We start from the raw sequence: 11,830 nt of genomic DNA on the forward strand, positions 1-11,830 counted from the left end.
TTGTTCTTTTAAAATTAGATAATTATCTTTTAAAAAAATTTTAGTATTTATTTTTCTAAGTTAATATTAAATTTTTTATAAACGATTGTGGGTTGTAAGGTTAAGTAAATAAGCGTATATGATGGATGCCTTGGCAGTCAGAGGCGATGAAGGACGTGCTAATCTGCGAAAAGCATCGATGAGTTGATTCGAAACGTTATTAATCGATGATATCCGAATGGGGAAACCCAATATATTTAACTATATATTATCATTATTTGAATACATAGGATAATGAAGCAAACCAGGAGAACTGAAACATCTAAGTATCCTGAGGAAAAGAAATCAATAGAGATTTTCTTAGTAGTGGCGAGCGAAAAGGAAATAGTCCAGAAACATACATATTTATTATATTAGCAGAAATATCTGGAAAGATATACGATACAGAGTGATAGTCCCGTATGTTAAAATATAATAATTATAGTTTCAAAGAGTAGAACGAGACACGTGAAATCTTGTTTGAATATAGGGGGATCATCCTCTAAGACTAAATACTACTGACTGACCGATAGTGAACTAGTACCGTGAGGGAAAGGTGAAAAGAACCCCGGTTAGGGGAGTGAAATAGAACCTGAAATCATATACGTACAAGCAGTAGGAGCATTTTGTAAAATGTGACTGCGTACCTTTTGTATAATGGGTCAGCGAGTTATATTTTGTAGCAAGGTTAACTGTATAAGGAAGCCGTAGGGAAACCGAGTCTTAAAAGGGCGTTTAGTTGCAAGATATAGACCCGAAACCCGGTGATCTAACCATGAGCAGGTTGAAGGTTTGGTAATTCTTACTGGAGGACCGAACCGACTAATGTTGAAAAATTAGCGGATGACTTGTGGTTAGGGGTGAAAGACCAATCAAACCGGGAGATAGCTGGTTCTCCCCGAAAGCTATTTAGGTAGCGCCTCGTGTAATTCATATTCGGGGGTAGAGCTCTGTTTCGGTTAGGGAGTCTTCCAGACTTACCAATCCGATGCAAACTTCAAATACCGAATAATGTTAGCACGGGAGACACACAGCGGGTGCTAACGTCCGTTGTGGAGAGGGAAACAACCCAGATCGCCAGCTAAGGTCCCTAAGTTATAATTAAGTGGGAAACGAAGTGGGAAGGCATAAACAGCTAGGATGTTGGCTTAGAAGCAGCCATCATTTAAAGAAAGCGTAATAGCTCACTAGTCTAGTCATCCTGCGCGGAAGATATAACGGGGCTAAATTATACACCGAAGCTGCGACAATAAGTGATTTATTTATTTATTGGGTAGGGGAGCGTTCTGTAAATTGTTGAAGATAGATTGTAAAGTTTATTGGAGAAATCAGAAGTGCGAATGCTGACATGAGTAACGATAAAATAGGTGAAAAACCTATTCGCCGAAAGACTAAGGGTTCCTATCCAACGTTAATCGAGGTAGGGTAAGTCGATCCCTAAGATGAGGCTGAAAAGCGTAGTCGATGGATAACAGGTTAATATTCCTGTACTTGGTATTATTTGCGAAGGGGGGACGGAGAAGGTTAGATTAGCCAAGTGATGGTTATCTTGGTTTAAGCGCGTAGATGAATTATTTAGGAAAATCCGAATAATTGTTAACATTGAGACGTAATGACGAAATACTTTACTGTACGAAGTAATTGATACCCTGCTTACAAGAAAAGCCTCTAAGCTATAAATAATATTGAATCGTACTCTAAACCGACACAGGTGGTCAGGTAGAGAATACTAAGGCGCTTGAGAGAACTCGGGTGAAGGAACTAGGCAAAATAGTGCCGTAACTTCGGGAGAAGGCACGCTGATTGTAGGTGAAGAAATTTACTTTTGGAGCTGAAATCAGTCTAAGATAATAGCTGACTGCAACTGTTTATTAAAAACACAGCACTGTGCAAACACGTAAGTGGAAGTATACGGTGTGACGCCTGCCCGGTGCCGGAAGGTTAATTGAAAGAGTTATTATTTATAAGAAGCTCTTGATCGAAGCCCCGGTAAACGGCGGCCGTAACTATAACGGTCCTAAGGTAGCGAAATTCCTTGTCGGGTAAGTTCCGACCTGCACGAATGGCGTAATGATGGTCAGACTGTCTCCACCCGAGACTCAGTGAAATTGAATTTGCTGTGAAGATGCAGTATACCCGCGGCAAGACGGAAAGACCCCGTGAACCTTTACTATAGCTTGATATTGAATAATTAATATTAATGTGTAGGATAGGTGGGAGACTATGAAATATTAACGCCAGTTAATATTGAGTCGACCTTGAAATACCACCCTTTAATATTTATTATTCTAACCTAAACCCGTTATCCGGGTTAGAGACAGTGTCTGGTGGGTAGTTTGACTGGGGCGGTCTCCTCCTAAAGAGTAACGGAGGAGTACTAAGGTCAGCTAATCACGGTCGGAAATCGTGAGGTTAGTACAAAGGCAAAAGCTGGCTTAACTGTAAGAATGACAATTCGAACAGATGCGAAAGCAGGTCTTAGTGATCCGGTGGTTTCTATATGACAGGGCCATCGCTCAACGGATAAAAGGTACTCCGGGGATAACAGGCTAATACCGCCCAAGAGTTCATATCGACGGCGGTGTTTGGCACCTCGATGTCGGCTCATCACATCCTGGGGCTGTAGTAGGTCCCAAGGGTATGGCTGTTCGCCATTTAAAGTGGTACGCGAGCTGGGTTTAGAACGTCGTGAGACAGTTCGGTCCCTATCTGTCGTGGGCGTTGGAAGATTGAAAGGATTTGCTCCTAGTACGAGAGGACCGGAGTGAACGTATCTCTGGTGTTCGGGTTGTCATGCCAATGGCATTGCCCGGTAGCTAAATACGGAAAAGATAAGCGCTGAAAGCATATAAGTGCGAAACTTACCTTAAGATTAATCTTCCCTGAATTTTTATTAATTATTTATAAAAATTCCTTAAGGGACGTTAAAGACTATGACGTTGATAGGCTGGATGTGTAAGCATAGTAATATGTTAAGCTAACCAGTACTAATAAACACCCGTGAGTCTTAACCTTACAACACCAGAATCGTTTAGATTTCAATATTAACTAAATTTAATAAATACTTTTAATAAAAAAAATCCTGGTATAAATAACGCAATGGTACCACCTGAATCCATTCCGAACTCAGAAGTGAAACATTGTAGTGCCGATGGTAGTGTAAGGTCTCCTTATGTAAGAGTAGGAAAATACCAGGATTTTTTTATTTTTAAATAAAAAATAATAAAAATGATCTGTAATTATCCATTAAATAATTTTAATACTTTTAATATAAAAAGTCATGCTATTAAAATTATAAAAGTTAATAACTTAAAAAAATTATGTAAAATATGGAAAAAATATAAAAAAAAAAATTTACCATGTTTAATTTTAGGTAAAGGAAGTAATGTTTTATTTTTAAATGATTTTTATGGTATCGTTATCATTAATAAAATAAAAGGTATTTATATAAACGAACTACCAAAATATTGGAATTTACATATAAATTCCGGAGAAAATTGGCATAAATTAGTAAAATATACTATAGAAAATAAAATTTATGGTTTAGAAAATTTAGCATTAATACCTGGAAGTGTAGGTTCAGCTCCAATACAAAATATTGGTGCTTATGGTGCTAGTATAAAGGATTTTTGTCAATATGTAGATATTATTAATCCTATTAGTAATAAAATATATAGAATAAACAAAAAAGAATGTAAATTTAGATATCGAGATAGCATATTTAAATATGATATTTATAAGAATTATGTTATCATTTCAATAGGGTTATTATTAGCTAAAAAATGGATTCCTAATTTAAACTATAAAGATTTAAAAAAATTAAAAATAAATAATACTAATCCTAATCCTCAAAAAATTTTTAATTATATTTGTAATATTCGAAAAAAAAAAATTCCTAATCCAAAAATTTGGGGTAATGCAGGAAGTTTTTTTAAAAATCCATTTATATCTTTTAAACTAGGATTAAAACTACTAAAAATACATCCTCAAATTCCTATTTCTATAGAAAAAAGTAAATTTAAATTATCTGCAGGATGGTTAATTGATCAATGTAAATTTAAAGGATATATGAGAAAAGGAGTTATGGTTCATTCAAAACAAGCATTAATAATTTTAAATAAATCTAATAATGCAACAGGTATGGATATACTTAAATTAGCCATTAAAATATATAATGCTGTAGGAATAAAATTTAATATTTGGTTAGAACCAGAAGTAAAAATTATAAATAGTTATGGAGAAGTTCATCCATCTATTTTTTTTAAAAAAAATAAAAAATATATATGATATATAAAAAAATTACTTACTTTAACCAAGTAATCTTTTTATTATCATCTTTAATGATAAAATATAACCATAGGTACCTAATCCAATAATAATTCCACTAGAAATATCTGAAAAAAATGATTTTTTTCTAAAAGATTCTCTATTATATATATTTGTTATATGTAACTCTATAAAAGGAATATTAATTGCTAATAAAGTATCACGTAATGCTATACTAGTATGTGTAAAAGCTGCTGGATTAAAAATAATATAATCAAAAGAATTTTTATGTTTTACTAAATAATTAATTAATTTATACTCTGCATTAGATTGAAAATGACTTAATTTACAACATTTTTTTTTTGCTTTTTTATTTAAAACACTAATAATATCACTTAAAGAATGATACCCATACTTTTTAGTTTCTCTAATACCTAAAAGATTTAAATTTGGACCATTTAATACCAAAATATGGTAAATTTTTTTATCCATTAATTTTTCTATAAATAATTAAAATGATTTATTATCATACATAATAATGTAACATGTTTTTTTTATTTATAAAATAAATTTATTTAAATAATATTATATTTATTTTAAATATAATGTTACTATTTATTAATAGTAATTAGTATAATTAAATTACTTTTATTTAATTAAATTAACTATCACATATAAATCGGGTTTTTTTATTATGTTAAAAAAATTTCGGGGAATGTTTTCCAATGATTTATCTATAGATTTAGGTACAGCAAATACTTTAATTTATGTAAAAGGACAAGGAATTGTACTTAATGAGCCCTCTGTTGTTGCAATAAGACAAGATAAAGCAGGTTTTCCTAAAAGTGTAGCAGCTGTAGGTTATAATGCTAAAAAAATGTTAGGAAGAACTCCTGGAAATATTGCAGCTATTAGACCAATGAAAGATGGTGTTATAGCAGATTTTTCTATTACTGAAAAAATGTTGCAACATTTTATTAAACAAGTACATAGTAATAGTTTTATGCGTCCTAGTCCAAGAGTATTAGTATGCGTTCCTGTAGGTGCTACTCAAGTTGAAAGAAGAGCTATTCGTGAATCAGCTCAAGGAGCTGGTGCAAGAGAAGTATTTTTAATAGAAGAACCGATGGCAGCAGCTATTGGAGCTGGTTTACCAGTTTCTGAAGCTACAGGTTCTATGGTTATAGATATAGGAGGAGGTACAACTGAAGTAGCTGTTATTTCTCTTAATGGAGTAGTATATTCTTCTTCTGTAAGAATAGGAGGAGATAAATTTGATGAAGCTATTATTAGCCATGTAAGACGAAATTATGGATCTTTAATTGGAGAAGCTACAGCTGAGAAAATTAAACATCAAATAGGTTCTGCTTATAATAATGAAGAAACATTAGAAATAGAAGTAAGAGGAAGAAATTTAGCTGAGGGAGTTCCAAGAAGTTTTACATTAAATTCTAATGAAATATTAGAAGCTCTTCAGGAACCTTTAACAGGAATAGTTAGTGCTGTTATGATTGCATTAGAACAATGTCCTCCTGAATTAGCTGCTGATATTGCAGAAAGAGGTATGGTTTTAACTGGAGGAGGTGCTTTATTAAAAAATTTTGATAAATTATTAATAGAAGAAACAGGAATAGCAGTTTCTATAGCAGAAGATCCATTAACTTGTGTTGCAAGAGGTGGAGGTAAAGCTTTAGATATGATTGATACACATGGAGGAGATTTATTTAGTGAAGAATAATTATAATTCTTAAGATGATATATTTATGAAATTAATTTTTGATAAAAAACCTATTTTAATTATTAGAATCATTATAGCAATGATAATTTCATTTATAATTATAACTACAGATATATATTCTAATTATTTTGTAAATATAAGATATTTTATTGATAAAAAACTTAGTCCTATATATTTGACTATAAATAAACCATATTATTTATATATAACTATATTAAGTTATTTTAAAAAAAATAATTTATTACAAAAACAAAATAGATGTTTATCTTATAAAATATTACAACAAAATATGAAATTATATAGTTTAAAAAAAATTCAATATGAAAATAATAATCTAAAAAAATTTTTTAAACTACCAATTGTAAAAGAAAAAAAAAATGTATTAGCAAAAATAATACCTATATATTTCCCTATATATAAAAATAAAATTTTTATTAATAAAGGTTATAAAGATAAAATAAAACAAGGAACAATTGTTCTTAATGAAGAAGGTATAATAGGTCGAGTCATAACAGTTAGAAAAAAAAATAGTCAGGTTTTATTAATTTGTAATAAAAATATTTTTATACCAGTACAAGTAAAAAATAGTGATATTAAATTTATAATTAATGGTCAAGGATGTAAAAAAAGATTACAATCTGAATATATATCATCAGATATTATTATAAATAAAGGAGATATTTTAATTACTTCTGGATTAGATGAAGAATATCCTGCAGGATATCCTGTTGGGATAATAACAAAAATAATATTTGATAAAGAAAAAAATTTAAAAAAAGCATATATAAAATCATTTATACAAATTGAAAAAATAAAATATTTATTATTATTAATTAATTAAAAAAAACATGAAAAATCATTTTTTAAAACTTTATATTTATTTGACATTAATAATATCATTATTTTTACAAATAATACTTACTAAAAATAGTAATATTATCTTTCATATATCATTTTTATTACTTACTTTAATTTATTGGTTATTAGAATATCCATATATTATTAATATAACAACAGGATTTTTTCTAGGATTAACTATAGATTTATTTACAAATAATATTTTAGGAATTTATAGTTTAATGTTAAGTGTATTGACATATTTTTTATTATCTAATTATAAATTAATTATAAATTTTAATATAATATACAAAATGTTATTTATAACATGTATTTTATATATCATAAATATGATTATATATTCTTTAAATAGTGTTGAATTTAATTATTGTAATTTATTTTTACAAAGTATTTTTAATGGTTTAATTTGGGTTATTATTTATTTTTGTTTCAAAAAAATTAATTTTATATGTAAAGATTTTCCTAATAAAAGGAAAAACATTCTATAATAATATTTTATAAAAAGTATTTTTCTAATGTTTAATTAAAGTAAGTACTACTACATAATATAAAAAAATATTTGTTTTTTATTTATTATAAACAAATATTTTTTTGTGGTAATCCTGCAATATTAGATGCTTGTCTTATGGATCCTTTCGGAAATAAATTAAAAAGAACTACACTATCCCAATTTATATTTTTATATTTTTTTTTTAATACATTTATTAAAATACGCAAATTAGGAGTTGTATTAAATTTTATATATAAAAAACGTAATGTATATATAACTTTCCAATGATTAGAAGTTAATATTATATTTTCTTTACAAGCTATTTTAAGAGCAAAATTTTCATTCCATAAATGAAATTCTTTTTTTTTTTTCTTAGATATAAACATTATAAAACCACATTAAAACATAAATATTTTAAGATATTTATCTTATTCATTAATAATAATTTTAGGAGGAAGAGAGATTCGAACTCTCGAATAGTTATATCTATTTCCGGTTTTCAAGACCGGTGCCTTCAACCACTCGGCCATTCCTCCATATTATATTTATAATTATATATTATATTGTGTATAATAATATATTTCATTAAAAATTCAAAGTAAATATTTAAAGATTAATTATTAAAAATATGAATAATAAAAATTTAAAATTAGGTAATTTATATATTATTTCTACACCAATAGGTAATTATAATGATATAAGTAATAGAGCTATAATAACTTTACGTAAAGTTGATTTAATACTAGCAGAAGATACAAGAAAAACAGGATTATTATTAAAAAATTTTAATATTAAAAATAAATTATATCCTTATTATGAATATAATGAAAAAAAAAATGCAAAATTTTTCTTAGAAAAAATAAAAAATGGTTATAATATTGGATTAGTTTCAGATTCTGGTACTCCATTAATTAGTGATCCTGGATATAAAATTGTTCAATTATGTCGCCAAAAATATGTAAATATTAAAATTATACCTATTCCTGGACCATGTGCAGCTATTTTAGCTTTATCAGTTTCAGGTTTAGCAACAGATAAGTTTTGCTATGAAGGATTTTTATCAAAAAAAACAAGTAAAAGAATAAAAAGATTAAATGAATTAAAATTTGAAAATAGAACTATAATTATTTATGAATCTAAACATAGAATATTAAAATGTTTATATGATATAGAAAATATTTTTGGAAAAAATAGATATATAATATTTGCTAAAGAATTAACAAAAAAATGGGAAAATATATATGGAAATAATATTTCAAATTTAATAAAATGGATAAAATTAGATATTAATAGATTAAAAGGAGAAATAGTATTAATTATAGAAGGATATAATTATAAAATTAATAAAAAAATTTCTTCTAAAATAATTCAGACATTTTTAATTTTAAAACAAGAATTATCAATTAAAAAAGCAATAAATATTACTTCAAAAATTTATTCTATAAAAAAAAATATATTATATAAATTTATCATAAATAATAAGTATTAATATTAATAAATATAATATATACTTAACTAATAAAGTTAATTAAAACAGTCGCTTTTACTATTTATTTATTATTAATATAATAAAAGAGGAAAGTCCGGACTCCATTGGGTTATAGTGCCAGATAATTACTGGGAAGTGTGAACTTACGAATAGTGCAACAGAAAAAATACCGCCAAAAATTTATTTTGGTAAGGGTGAAAAGGTATGGTAAAAGCATACCGATATATTAGTAATAATATATGTCAATGTAAACTCCACTAGGAGCAAGGCTAAATAAGATTTGTATAAACCCGTACTATAAATCTGGGTAAGCTGCTTGAAATAATAAGTGATTATTATTCTAGATAAATGACTGTTCTTGACAGAATCCGGCTTAATAATTATCTTTATTAAGATATTATTTTAATAAAAACATAATTTTATTTATTACAAATAATAATTATGTTTTTTCATATGCATATAGAATATTTTGCATTAATGTTGCTACAGTAATGGGACCTATACCACCAGGAACAGGAGTAATATATGCTGCTCTTTTTTTTGCTTTATTAAAATCAATATCACCTGTAATTTTATTTTTATTAATTATATTAATACCTACATCTATCACAATAGCTCCTATTTTAATCCAATTACCTGGTATGAAATTAGGTTTTCCAACAGCAACTATTAGTAAATCTGCATATTTTATATGATGTTTCAAATTTTTTGTATAACGATTAGTAATAGTTACAGTACATCCAGATAATAATAATTCCATAGCTGTAGGACGACCTACTATATTAGAAGCTCCTACAATAACAGTATTTAAACCATAAGTATTTATTTTATAAAATTTCAATAATTTTAATATTCCTAAAGAGGTACAAGGACGTAATAAAGGAGCTCTTTGACATAAACGACCAATATTATATGGGTGAAAACCATCTATATCTTTTTTTGGTAATATTTTTTCCAATGTATTAATAGTATTAATTTTATTAGGTAATGGTAATTGAATTAAAATACCATCAATTTTTTTACTTTTATTTAAAATATCAATAATATTGAATAGTTCTTTTTCGCTTATATTTTTATTTAAATTATAATTATCATAAAAAAATCCTAATTTTTTACAAATTTCTAATTTATTTTTTATATAAATTTTAGATGCTTGATTATTTCCAACTAAAATTACTCCTATACCTGGTTTTCTTTTTTTTTTTAATAAAATATTATTCATTTTTTTTAAAATTTTAGAATATATTTCATCAGCAATAACATGGCCATTAATAATTTTAGTATTCATTTGAATATTACTCTTTTTATAATAAAAACATGAAATAAATTTATTTAAATTAATTTGAATGTATAATATAATAATGTTATTATACAAATATATTTTTTGCGCTCTTAGCTCAGCAGGATAGAGCAATAGCCTTCTAAGCTATTTGTCACAGGTTCGAATCCTGTAGAGCGCAAAATATTATACTTATTAATAATATTTTTGTTTGTTGACTTAATATAAAATTTTTGTTAAGACTATTATAAAATCTATTGGGTCTAAAAAATAATAATAATATTAATTATAATAACTACTATATAGTAGTATGCATTAATTATGAATTAATAAATTAAAAATTCTTACATTAATATTTTTTTTTGTTATACATTCATAAAAATTACAGCTGAGTGAAAAATAAGATTTTTAATATTACCGAAAAATTTTACTAAAGTAAATAATTTAAATCAATTTAAAAAAATTTTAAATACTATTTTAAAACATTAAATTCTAAATTTGATATAGATCAAAACTATTTTTATTATTTTTTTACAATATTATGTTTAAGTAAAAGATGGTATATTTTCGAAATTAATTTTTGTAATTTTAAATATTTAATTATAATAAACATATTTTCTTAAACTAATTTTAATTTATTATAGAATATAAAGTCTAATAAAAGATAGCTATCAGATACAGCACTAGTTATTCACTCCACAATAATAATTTATTTATAATATTTATATTTTTTAATAAAATTATAATTAATAAAATAATATCAGGATGCCCATTTTAATGTTTATTAGTATAAGAAAAATAAATTACTAAATCAAATCTTACATTTAATATATTTTTTAGTAATGGATTAAGTAATATATTATCAATAATACTTATTATATTAATTTTTTTAATTTCTTTATAATTATTTAAAATATTAATTTTTTTAATAAAAGATTATTAGGATTTTCTATAAAAACTAATTTTGGTTTTTTTAGAATATTTTAAAAATGTTTTTAACTAATATAGTTATTCAATTTTATATATTTTTTTCTGTTAAACTTTTAAATAATTTATAATTATCATAATAATATTCATTAGAATAAAAAATAAAATTTTCTAGTTTTAATAAATAATAATAATGTTATGATATTAAAATAAGTAGTTGATATCCCACTAATAAATAATACATATCTTAAACTATTTTCTAAATATAAAATACTATTTTATACTATATCTCTTGTAAAGATTACTCTTTTTTAAATAATTATATTTTCTTAATTGATCAAAATTCTTATTATATTTACTAGTTAAATATAAAAATAATACTTACATATTTTAAATTGATATTTAATTTATCGTGTATTGTTGATGTTCTTTTCTTATAAGAAAATACCATAATTATTTATAAATTAATTTTAATTATAATTTTAATATCTGTAATTTAACAAAATTTATAATATAAATAAATATATGAAATAATATAGATATATTTATTTATTTTGGGTCGTACAGGATTTGAACCTGTGACCAATTGATTAAAAGTCAACTGCTCTACCAACTGAGCTAACGACCCAAATTTTAAAATTTATAAAATTTACTGGGTGATGACGGATTTGAACCGGCGACCCCCTCCTTGTAAGGGAGGTACTCTCCCAACTGAGCTAATCACCCAAAACTTAGTCTTTATATGCTATATTTTTTACTATAAAA

General features: G+C 25.7%; 8 protein-coding genes, 4 tRNA genes, 2 rRNA genes and 1 other RNA gene. 9 read left to right on the forward strand and 6 right to left on the reverse strand.

The annotated features are described in order from the left end of the window. Positions 1-98: 98 nt before the first annotated feature. From GJT90_RS00015 to murB, 3 genes are all read left to right on the forward strand, one after another. Positions 99-3,033 (forward strand): 23S ribosomal RNA (locus tag GJT90_RS00015). A gap of 66 nt (positions 3,034-3,099) precedes the next feature. Next, positions 3,100-3,215, forward strand: a 5S ribosomal RNA gene (gene rrf, locus GJT90_RS00020). Positions 3,216-3,246: 31 nt separating this feature from the next. Next, a complete protein-coding gene (murB, locus tag GJT90_RS00025; protein ID WP_168919876.1) occupies positions 3,247-4,305 on the forward strand; it encodes a UDP-N-acetylmuramate dehydrogenase in 1,059 nt (352 codons plus the stop codon). 21 nt (positions 4,306-4,326) lie between these two features. Here murB and aroQ read toward each other — a convergent pair whose 3' ends face one another. Beyond that, positions 4,327-4,776 (reverse strand): type II 3-dehydroquinate dehydratase, encoded by a 450-nt coding sequence (gene aroQ / locus GJT90_RS00030; RefSeq protein WP_168919877.1) that lies wholly within the window; start codon positions 4,774-4,776, stop codon positions 4,327-4,329. A gap of 202 nt (positions 4,777-4,978) precedes the next feature. Here aroQ and GJT90_RS00035 point away from each other — a divergent pair, with 202 nt between their 5' ends. From GJT90_RS00035 to mreD, 3 genes are read left to right on the forward strand one after another with little or no spacing between them, the layout of a single operon-like run. Next, a complete protein-coding gene (locus tag GJT90_RS00035; protein ID WP_168919878.1) occupies positions 4,979-6,022 on the forward strand; it encodes a rod shape-determining protein in 1,044 nt (347 codons plus the stop codon). A gap of 25 nt (positions 6,023-6,047) precedes the next feature. Then, on the forward strand, positions 6,048-6,863 hold the full coding sequence (gene mreC / locus GJT90_RS00040; protein ID WP_168919879.1) for a rod shape-determining protein MreC: 816 nt from the start codon (positions 6,048-6,050) through the stop codon (positions 6,861-6,863). 7 nt (positions 6,864-6,870) lie between these two features. Continuing rightward, positions 6,871-7,368, forward strand: a complete 498-nt coding sequence (gene mreD / locus GJT90_RS00045; RefSeq protein ID WP_168919880.1) for a rod shape-determining protein MreD — start codon at positions 6,871-6,873, stop codon at positions 7,366-7,368. Positions 7,369-7,453: 85 nt separating this feature from the next. On the opposite strand, the gene GJT90_RS00050 is transcribed toward mreD, so the two are convergent. After that, the gene (locus tag GJT90_RS00050; protein ID WP_168919881.1) at positions 7,454-7,756 is read right to left on the reverse strand and encodes a TusE/DsrC/DsvC family sulfur relay protein; all 303 of its coding nucleotides are present in this window, start codon (positions 7,754-7,756) and stop codon (positions 7,454-7,456) included. A 63-nt stretch (positions 7,757-7,819) separates the two neighbouring features. Next, positions 7,820-7,906, reverse strand: a tRNA-Ser gene (locus GJT90_RS00055). A gap of 92 nt (positions 7,907-7,998) precedes the next feature. On the opposite strand from GJT90_RS00055, the gene rsmI reads away from it, so the two are divergent. Continuing rightward, a complete protein-coding gene (gene rsmI / locus GJT90_RS00060; protein ID WP_168919882.1) occupies positions 7,999-8,859 on the forward strand; it encodes a 16S rRNA (cytidine(1402)-2'-O)-methyltransferase in 861 nt (286 codons plus the stop codon). 31 nt (positions 8,860-8,890) lie between these two features. Then, an RNA gene (gene rnpB / locus GJT90_RS00065) (RNase P RNA component class A) lies at positions 8,891-9,251 on the forward strand. Between the two features lie 47 nt (positions 9,252-9,298). Here rnpB and folD read toward each other — a convergent pair. Next, entirely contained in the window at positions 9,299-10,147 is an 849-nt protein-coding gene (gene folD / locus GJT90_RS00070; RefSeq protein ID WP_168919883.1) for a bifunctional methylenetetrahydrofolate dehydrogenase/methenyltetrahydrofolate cyclohydrolase FolD, read from the reverse strand. 98 nt (positions 10,148-10,245) lie between these two features. On the opposite strand from folD, the gene GJT90_RS00075 reads away from it, so the two are divergent. Beyond that, positions 10,246-10,319, forward strand: a tRNA-Arg gene (locus GJT90_RS00075). Positions 10,320-11,620: 1,301 nt separating this feature from the next. Here the strand turns inward: GJT90_RS00075 and GJT90_RS00080 are convergent. Both GJT90_RS00080 and GJT90_RS00085 read right to left on the reverse strand, forming a co-directional pair. Continuing rightward, positions 11,621-11,693 (reverse strand) — tRNA-Lys (locus tag GJT90_RS00080). Between the two features lie 25 nt (positions 11,694-11,718). Further along, positions 11,719-11,791, reverse strand: a tRNA-Val gene (locus GJT90_RS00085). Positions 11,792-11,830 lie beyond the last annotated feature (39 nt).

The sequence above is a fragment of the Enterobacteriaceae endosymbiont of Donacia dentata genome, assembly GCF_012570745.1.
Lineage (GTDB): Bacteria > Pseudomonadota > Gammaproteobacteria > Enterobacterales > Enterobacteriaceae.

Excerpts from the sequence above, each read along its gene's own strand:
- murB (WP_168919876.1), top strand. The coding sequence starts at position 3,247 with ATGATCTGTAATTATCCATTAAATAATTTTAATACTTTTAATATAAAA.
- aroQ (WP_168919877.1), bottom strand. The coding sequence starts at position 4,776 with ATGGATAAAAAAATTTACCATATTTTGGTATTAAATGGTCCAAATTTA.
- GJT90_RS00035 (WP_168919878.1), top strand. The coding sequence starts at position 4,979 with ATGTTAAAAAAATTTCGGGGAATGTTTTCCAATGATTTATCTATAGAT.
- mreC (WP_168919879.1), top strand. The coding sequence starts at position 6,048 with ATGAAATTAATTTTTGATAAAAAACCTATTTTAATTATTAGAATCATT.
- mreD (WP_168919880.1), top strand. The coding sequence starts at position 6,871 with ATGAAAAATCATTTTTTAAAACTTTATATTTATTTGACATTAATAATA.
- GJT90_RS00050 (WP_168919881.1), bottom strand. The coding sequence starts at position 7,756 with ATGTTTATATCTAAGAAAAAAAAAAAAGAATTTCATTTATGGAATGAA.
- rsmI (WP_168919882.1), top strand. The coding sequence starts at position 7,999 with ATGAATAATAAAAATTTAAAATTAGGTAATTTATATATTATTTCTACA.
- folD (WP_168919883.1), bottom strand. The coding sequence starts at position 10,147 with ATGAATACTAAAATTATTAATGGCCATGTTATTGCTGATGAAATATAT.